This window comes from Microcoleus sp. A003_D6, assembly GCF_036702825.1.
Lineage (GTDB): Bacteria > Cyanobacteriota > Cyanobacteriia > Cyanobacteriales > Microcoleaceae > Microcoleus.
This window is the reverse complement of sequence record NZ_JAUBWA010000084.1, coordinates 27,070-33,209: the sequence shown is the minus strand read 5'-3', so window position 1 is coordinate 33,209 and position 6,140 is coordinate 27,070. Positions and strand designations below refer to the sequence as shown.

General features: G+C 43.6%; 10 protein-coding genes. 1 reads left to right on the top strand and 9 read right to left on the bottom strand.

Annotated features, from left to right (window positions below):
• Window positions 1-187: hypothetical protein (locus QUB70_RS21655; protein WP_332983359.1), on the top strand; the 187-nt coding region annotated here is incomplete at its 5' end.
• Between the two features lie 2 nt (window positions 188-189).
• On the opposite strand, the gene QUB70_RS21650 is transcribed toward QUB70_RS21655, so the two are convergent.
• The 9 genes from QUB70_RS21650 to ndhD1 form a co-directional block, all read right to left on the bottom strand.
• Entirely contained in the window at window positions 190-513 is a 324-nt protein-coding gene (locus QUB70_RS21650) for a clan AA aspartic protease (protein ID WP_332983358.1), read from the bottom strand.
• Between the two features lie 38 nt (window positions 514-551).
• Window positions 552-824, bottom strand: coding sequence for a hypothetical protein (locus tag QUB70_RS21645; RefSeq protein WP_332983357.1), 273 nt, complete (start codon window positions 822-824; stop codon window positions 552-554).
• A gap of 148 nt (window positions 825-972) precedes the next feature.
• A complete protein-coding gene (locus QUB70_RS21640) occupies window positions 973-1,320 on the bottom strand; it encodes a type II toxin-antitoxin system RelE/ParE family toxin (RefSeq protein WP_332983356.1) in 348 nt (115 codons plus the stop codon).
• On the bottom strand, window positions 1,304-1,567 hold the full coding sequence (locus tag QUB70_RS21635; RefSeq protein WP_332983355.1) for a hypothetical protein: 264 nt from the start codon (window positions 1,565-1,567) through the stop codon (window positions 1,304-1,306). The genes QUB70_RS21640 and QUB70_RS21635 overlap by 17 nt, the downstream gene beginning before the upstream one ends.
• Before the next feature lie 240 nt (window positions 1,568-1,807).
• A complete protein-coding gene (locus tag QUB70_RS21630) occupies window positions 1,808-2,623 on the bottom strand; it encodes a DMP19 family protein (RefSeq protein ID WP_332983354.1) in 816 nt (271 codons plus the stop codon).
• A gap of 12 nt (window positions 2,624-2,635) precedes the next feature.
• Entirely contained in the window at window positions 2,636-2,860 is a 225-nt protein-coding gene (locus QUB70_RS21625; RefSeq protein ID WP_332983353.1) for a type II toxin-antitoxin system HicA family toxin, read from the bottom strand.
• A 3-nt stretch (window positions 2,861-2,863) separates the two neighbouring features.
• The gene (locus QUB70_RS21620; protein WP_332983352.1) at window positions 2,864-3,073 is read right to left on the bottom strand and encodes a type II toxin-antitoxin system HicB family antitoxin; all 210 of its coding nucleotides are present in this window, start codon (window positions 3,071-3,073) and stop codon (window positions 2,864-2,866) included.
• Between the two features lie 211 nt (window positions 3,074-3,284).
• Window positions 3,285-3,866, bottom strand: a complete 582-nt coding sequence (locus QUB70_RS21615; protein ID WP_332983350.1) for a DUF6000 family protein — start codon at window positions 3,864-3,866, stop codon at window positions 3,285-3,287.
• Between the two features lie 186 nt (window positions 3,867-4,052).
• Window positions 4,053-5,639: a photosynthetic/respiratory NAD(P)H-quinone oxidoreductase subunit D1 gene (gene ndhD1 / locus QUB70_RS21610; RefSeq protein WP_442927804.1), complete on the bottom strand. Its 1,587-nt coding sequence runs from the start codon at window positions 5,637-5,639 to the stop codon at window positions 4,053-4,055.
• Between the last annotated feature and the right edge of the window lie 501 nt (window positions 5,640-6,140).

Genomic DNA, 6,140 nt, shown 5'->3' with positions numbered 1-6,140 from the left:
ATCGCTGTGTTTCTTTAGGATGCTCTTCAATATGATTGAGTATGTCGCTCATGTTTCTGTGTCAAAAAAGCTTTATGGTCTGATCTTACCACGAAGTGTTACTATTTTGGAGATGTCTATTAGTGAATTAAAGAGCGATCGACCTAATGGTAATTTTGAAGTATTGGGTTTTGCGATCGAGGGTTGAAATTACAACTCATCAATCGTCACTAACCCCCCCTCAGTAAACTGAACCACAAGCTCATGTTCATCCAAAAGAGCAGTCCCAACTAGAGGTCGCCGTCCTGTAGCAAATACACGAATCTCTCGTTCCTCTCCGTTCCAAAGAATAATAGCTTTATGAACTGGCAGTATAACTTCGCTATTATCAGCTAAATTCACGGCCAAATCATATCTAAACGGAAGACCGAGCAGAGCAACAGCTTCGGGTGGTAAACAAATCTGATCCGTAAATCCTGTATCTATCACAAACTCGATCGGGATGTCCGATCGATTCGGAATACGAAATGGCACAGTAATAATCGCGTGTCCATCAACCACAATACCTGAAATCACTTAGACACACGCTCCATGACACCACCTAGAGATGCAGCAACATTATATCCAATACGGATACCAAAGAGTCGAGCATTAGGATTTTTCGCACTCAGGTTATCAGCAGCGTGTAAACCATTTTCATCAACTTTATAGTCGCCTGTTTCTATATCAATGATGACCATCTTGCCAATATTCTCTTCTATTTCAATTTTTTGGCGGATGGTGCTCTCATACAAATGTTTCGCACGACGAGCGACTTCTTCACGGCTCAAAAGGATTGTTTGCATACATTCCCTCTTTTTTGTAACTTTTGATCCTGTTATGGATATCATACCTTACTTACGATTGTTCGCACCGAATTGAAGAGCGATCGACCCACAGGTAATTTTAAGTATTGGGTATTGCGATCGAAGCATAACGACGCTTGATGAGTGCCTAAAAATTCTCAACTCCACCTTCTAGTTCATCCAAGTCATCTGCGGTTAAGGGCGAGCGAGCACTATGGCGGACGTACAACACATAAACCGTAGTATCTCGAATCGCAAACAAGACTCGGTAAATGTTTTGGGATTTACCATAAAGCAACTGTCGAACCTCTTCAGGAAAAATCTCGCTTTCAACTGCTAAACTACAGCGCCGAGGTTTTTCTTGGAGTGTTGCGATTTCATTCATCAAGCCTCGAAACCAGCGATCGGCAAAATCGGGATTTCGCTCCCGATACCAGCGGTAAGTTTGCTCAATCTCAGAAGATGCAATCGACGTAATTTCAACCTGAAATGTCATATTTCTGCTGCATTTCTAGGACAAAATTTTCGATGGGACGAGTCTGTCCTGCGTTGAGTTCATCGAAACCTTGCTGAATACCTGCAATTGTTTCCAATCGATCGATCAGTTGGCGCAGTTTAATTGGATCGATTTTGCCCGGATCGAGAAAGGTGACAAGAACTTGCGATTGCTCGCTAACATCTTGCGGTTGCGTGGCTAGCTGAATCTGCCCATTCTGATAAATGCCTTCGATGGTTTTTAGCATGAGTTGCAGTTTGGTTTGTATTCGCTTCTATTCTAGCAAGTATAGAAACAAAAAAATTAAGGTTAAAGACTAAAAAAGATAGTACCTCAACCTAACTATTAAGTTAGCTGCATAAGCTGTTACGCATTTAAAATAGTATTGTAGGGTGCGTCAGCCCTATCTTGTTTCCCTTGCTTAGTAAGTGTTCTAGCTGACGCACCCTACAGGCCTCGTTAGCGGTTTAAATGTCGAACAGCTTAGTTATACCACTACCAGCTCCGCAATCTGTTCCTTGGACTTTCCCGAAAACATCATTGCCTTCCCGTCAGCCTCCACCATGAAGTGATGCCCATTGTCAGTAATAAAGTGCCAAGCGAGTATTCTTTTGCCACCGTACTCATTCATAGTATCGCCTGCCGTTACGCGCTCAAGCGTATGGCCGGCTGTATCGCACAAGGCTCGTATCAGTTTAATGTATCTCGGCTCGGCAGCACGGGTCTGGGCGAGCCGGGCCTCGCGATCGGAAATACTCAATGCTCGTCGAGTGACTTCCTGTTGGATTCGATCTTCTGGTACAACAATCAGGCTGGGGCGCGCTTTTAACCAGTTAGCATTTAATCGTTCGAGACTCTCCTCTTGTGCGATCGAATAAAAGTCCTCATTTATGGCATTTAGCCTGTCTCTCTCAGCATTTTCGCCGAATAACTCACTCGAAAAGAACGATGCTAACTTTGTCTTTTCTGCTGTAACCAGCGCCTCTCCTTTTGCAAAAAGATCGGTATGTTGTGTCGCGCCGATTTGCTTAAGGCCTTCTTTGACTAGCGCGATGACCGCAGGCTTCCACCTTGTGTTATAGACAAACTGAGCAAAACCCCCATTATTCACCTGCGCGAGGTAGTAATCAACGTAGTAACTGAGCAGTGCGTCGCGATAAATTTCTGAGGGATTCAGAAGCTCTTCAAATAGTGCATTCACAAAGTCAATATTTGATTGGATCGTCGCGCGGATATCATCGCTATTCATGCTTTCCGCTGAAATCACGACCGCATCTTTCGAGCCAAGTATGTCATCACTCATTTTTCCGTAACCCTACCACGACTGTAAAAACTCTTCAACTGTCAACTCAATGTCACCTGCAATCTGTCGTAGCAATCTGGGAGAAATATCGCGACCTTTATGAAATGGAACAGTCGTTCCTCGACCATCTTCATGACGAAACTGCTTGTGCGAACCCTTCTGACGAACCTCCACAAACCCAAAATTTTCTAGGATGCGAACTACCTCTTGGGGCTTCAAAACAGGAATATTGCTCATAACCTAGGCAACTACAATTTGCTGAATACCAACAAACTCTGCATTGAAGGTTAGATGTTCATCCTCTAACAGCATCTCTATAACTTCATGCAGGTTTGCTTGTAGCTCGTCTAAAGTTTCTCCTTGAGAATGCGCTCCAGGGAAACCGGGAACATAACCCACATATAAACCAGTGTCATAGTCTTTCTCAACAACCGCACTGAACGTTCTCATAAAGTTCAACTCAAACAGCTTGGCTTTCAAATAAAATTCAACAGTTTTAATTATAGCAAATCTCTTTCACAAAAAAGAACCAATAAAACTATACACTCCCAGCTCGAATGCCAACTTTGGAGTGTTGCGATTTCATTCATCAATCCTCAACACCAGCGATCGGCAAAAATCGCTTCTTCATGGCAAATCGATATTTATAAAACCGAGCTATCTACGCCGTAAATTCTGGGAAATATTTGTCTACAAAGTCCATAACCTTTTGAAAGTGGAGAATTCCTTCCTCTGCGCTTAGTGTCCCATACTCTTGGTCTCGATATCCAAGTTTCCAATTATCGGGATTTTCTAGATAAACCTGTGCATAATCTGTTCCATGTCTACGATCTAACCACCGTAATGCTCCAATAGCCCATTTTTGGTCGTACTGTCGATCGCCAACGGGTAAGTAGGTATCGAGATACGATCGTAAAGTTCTTACCGACTCAACATTGTCAAAACGAGCTAATGCAAAACAATGAAATTGTCCTGCATAACAAGTTCGGCTTGGAATCAGCAAACTTTCAATTGTCTGAAGATGTTTAGAACAGCGCCTAATTCCACAAAGCCAACTTGCAGTCATCATCTCCCTCCAACCATAATTATACATCTGGATCAGTTCTTTGTCCGTTACTTCATAGAGAACCATTCGGGTCGAGTTAACAAACGCATCTACATCTTTGCCCATCGATAAAAAGTTACCGTTTAAAACCTTGAGATAAAGTGGCACGACATAACGATCTCGGATATAGTCAGTCATGATTATTATTTTTGAGGAATGACAATATAGGAAATTCCATTTCCATCAGCGTTCATCTGCGTTTATCCGCTGACATCTGCGGTTGCACAATCCCAATCTAACGTAAGTTACTTCGATCTGCATATAGAAAACCCCCAAATCTATTTCTAAAAGCTTTGGGGGTTTTATTCCTAAATCCAGTTTAAATCACAACTTGCTCGGCTCGATCGCCGGAGCACGCAGAGACACAGTTTTATCCGCAGCAGCCTTAGCCACTAACGAAGGCACAGAATCGCGCAATCTTGCAGTCAACTGTGTAGTAGTCGCATCGTAAACTTGAGTCAGCATCTTCGGATACAAACCAATGCCAATAATCGGCACTAATAGAGCCGCAATAATAAACACTTCTCGCGGTTCCGCATCCACCAACTCTTCGTGTTCCGACAATTCCTTATTTTCAGGCCCGTAGAAAATCTCCCGCAGCATCGACAGCAGATAAATCGGAGTCAAAATCACCCCGACAGCCGCTAGAAATACCACACAAACCTTAAACACGGGATTGTAAGCATCGCTAGTTGCAAAACCTACAAACACCATCAATTCTGCTACAAAACCGCTCATTCCCGGCAAAGCCAAAGAAGCCATAGAACAAGCAGTCCACATCGCGAAAACCTTACGCATTTTCTGCCCGACACCGCCCATTTCGTCAAGCATGAGGGTGTGAGTGCGATCGTACGTGCAACCCACCATAAAGAACAAACTCGCCCCGATTAAACCGTGGGAAACCATTTGCAGCATTGCACCGCTTGTTCCCAAATCGGTAAACGAAGCTATCCCAATCAGCACAAACCCCATGTGCGAAATCGAAGAATAAGCAATTTTCCGCTTCAAATTGCGCTGAGCAAAAGAAGTTAAGGCGGCGTAAACAATATTAACCACACCCAAAATTACCAAGATGGGTGCGAAAGTAGCGTGAGCATCTGGGAGCATTCCCGCATTCATCCGCAGCAAAGCGTAGCCGCCCATTTTTAGCAGAATTCCTGCTAGCAACATATGGGCGGGTGCGGTTGCTTCGCCGTGAGCATCAGGGAGCCAAGTGTGCAGGGGAAAAATTGGCAGTTTGACACCGTAAGCTATTAAGAAACCTGTATACAGGATCAATTCTACATTGGGGGCGTAATCTTTAGCTGCGATCGCCCGCATATCGAAAGTCACCGTATCGCCGTAAAACGCCATCGTCAGCCCGCCAAGCAAAATAAACAGCGAACCGCCTGCGGTGTACAGGATAAACTTAGTTGCTGCGTAGAGGCGCTTCTTGCCGCCCCAGATTGACAAAATCAGGTAAATCGGGACTAATTCCAGTTCCCAAACTAGGAAAAACAGCAACATATCCTGCACGGCAAAAACTGCGATTTGGCCGCCGTACATTGTCAGCATCAAAAAGTAAAATAGCTTCGGTTTAAATGTGACCGGCCAAGCAGCTAAAGTAGCCAGAGTAGTAATAAAACCAGTCAGCAAAATCAGCGGCATCGACAAACCGTCAGCACCCACCGACCAATTCAAATCGAGTTGCTGCACCCAAGAGTAACTTTCTACCAGTTGCAAATCAGGATTGCTGAAGTCGTACTGAGTGTAAAAAGCGTAAACAAGCAGAGCAAAATCGATCAAACCGACAATTAGGGCATACCACCGCACCGTCTTGCCATCCTTATCGGGAATCAAAGGAATCAGCAAAGCCGCAGCAATAGGAAACAGGATTGTTGTGGTTAACCAGGGAAAGTTAGCTGTATCCATTGCGTTTTAAAATGATCCATCAGTTATTAGGTTTAAACACATTTTGCCAATTTTAGCCTAAATTTTATACTTTCTTTATACGTAACAATTTTTTTTGGTCTTATTTGGACAAATTATGCGATCGCAACAGTTAATTTTAATCAAAAATTTATTTCTATTTGCTAATTGTCAATTGTGAGTTATTGAGCTAATACCCGTTCTTAAAATATCTTCTGGTGGGAAATGGCATTGCTTTTCATCGTGTCAACTTAATCTTCAAAACCTTTGTATCTCTTGTCGATAGCCGAGTTCAGATCCCCCTAAATCCCCCTGGTTGTAGGGGGACTTTGAGAGAATACTCTTATTCCCCCCTTATCAAGTCCTGAGAAAGTAGGGTGCATCGCTGGCAAATTTTTCGGTAATCTCTCACAATCTCATGGCGACGCACCAGATATTGTCAGGTGCGTCGCCATGAAATTGTCGCTGTGCGTTGAATTAGTCCTGAGAAAGTAGGGTGCGTCG

What these genes read in the sequence shown, in the direction of transcription:
- QUB70_RS21645 (WP_332983357.1), bottom strand. Translation starts at nt 824, where the DNA reads ATGCAAACAATCCTTTTGAGCCGTGAAGAAGTCGCTCGTCGTGCGAAA.
- QUB70_RS21640 (WP_332983356.1), bottom strand. Translation starts at nt 1,320, where the DNA reads ATGACATTTCAGGTTGAAATTACGTCGATTGCATCTTCTGAGATTGAG.
- QUB70_RS21635 (WP_332983355.1), bottom strand. Translation starts at nt 1,567, where the DNA reads ATGCTAAAAACCATCGAAGGCATTTATCAGAATGGGCAGATTCAGCTA.
- QUB70_RS21630 (WP_332983354.1), bottom strand. Translation starts at nt 2,623, where the DNA reads ATGAGTGATGACATACTTGGCTCGAAAGATGCGGTCGTGATTTCAGCG.
- QUB70_RS21625 (WP_332983353.1), bottom strand. Translation starts at nt 2,860, where the DNA reads ATGAGCAATATTCCTGTTTTGAAGCCCCAAGAGGTAGTTCGCATCCTA.
- QUB70_RS21620 (WP_332983352.1), bottom strand. Translation starts at nt 3,073, where the DNA reads ATGAGAACGTTCAGTGCGGTTGTTGAGAAAGACTATGACACTGGTTTA.
- QUB70_RS21615 (WP_332983350.1), bottom strand. Translation starts at nt 3,866, where the DNA reads ATGACTGACTATATCCGAGATCGTTATGTCGTGCCACTTTATCTCAAG.
- ndhD1 (WP_442927804.1), bottom strand. Translation starts at nt 5,639, where the DNA reads ATGGATACAGCTAACTTTCCCTGGTTAACCACAACAATCCTGTTTCCT.